Here is a 1196-nt window from a genome sequence, read left to right on the forward strand (position 1 = left end):
CGATCCAGAAGGCGACCTTTCGGCGCGATACGCTCTTGCAGTTCTTCGAACGTGCAGGACCGGCTTTGGTGGGGATGGAGGCCTGCTCCGGCTCGCAATGGTTGGCCCGCAAGATCGCCGCCATGGGGCACACCGTTCGCATTATCCCAGCTCAATTCGTGAAGCCATATGTGAAGTCCAACAAAAATGACATCATCGATGCCGCGGCGATCGCCGAAGCCGTGACGAGACCAACGATGCGCTTCGTCGAGCTAAGGTCGCCTGAGCACATTGACCTGCAAGCGCTGCATCGTGTTCGCGATCGGATGATGTCGCAACGGACGTGCCTCATCAATCAGATGCGCGCTTTTTGCCTGGAATATGGGATCGCTATTCACCAGGGCGCCGGCAAGTTCAAGGCTGATCTGCCGAGGGTTTTGGCCGATCAGTCGAATGATCTAACCTCGGCGATGCGTCGCATTCTTGCATCTACATTTGACGAGCTGCGGCAGCTGGAGCTGCGGATTGCCGAGGTCAACCGCGAGATTGAGGCAATTGCCTCTCAAAGCGATACCGCACGTCGATTGATGACCATCCCGGGCATTGGTCCGCTGGCCGCGACGGCGCTTTTGGCAGCAGCTGGATCTGCCCGCCAGTTCAAAAAGGCCCGCGATATGGCAGCTTGGCTAGGTCTTGTCCCGAGAGAATATTCTACGGGAGGCAAAACGAAGCTGCTGGGGATAAGCAAGCGCGGCAATCGATATCTGCGCCGGATGATCATCCATGGCGCCCGTTCCTGCGTGACTCATCTTGATCGCTCGCGATACCGCCTTGGCGCGTGGCTTGATGGACTTCAGGCACGCATGCACACTAACAAGGTCACCGTCGCCTTGGCGGCCAAGATTGCGCGGATCGCATGGGTGGTGATGACCAAGCCCGGCGCAAGCTATGAACGGCGGGATCCGGCCTTTAGCTGATCCCGTTTGTTCCAGACTGCGAGGTTCGTGAAGGTGATGACGAAACAGTCGATCGGCGCGCCGTAAACCCTGTGCAAAAAAGCGGGCTTCGAGCCCGAACCATTTATCTGGGAACGGCACGCGCGGATCTCATCATGGCCTGGCCGCAACAGCGGCCCACTTGCAAGAGGCCGGATACATTTGTGCAGACTGCATCGTCCTCATTAAACGACCTTGCACGGGCGGGGCGGGTCATACATT

The 1196-nt window shown here is 58.2% G+C and carries 1 protein-coding gene; it reads left to right on the forward strand.

Annotated elements, in window-relative coordinates:
• Nucleotides 1-956 (forward strand): IS110 family transposase (locus QRQ56_RS39175; RefSeq protein ID WP_438747116.1); only part of this gene is annotated, 956 nt, incomplete at its 5' end.
• Nucleotides 957-1196: the final 240 nt, after the last annotated feature.

Source organism: Bradyrhizobium sp. U531, assembly GCF_051710265.1.
GTDB lineage: Bacteria > Pseudomonadota > Alphaproteobacteria > Rhizobiales > Xanthobacteraceae > Bradyrhizobium.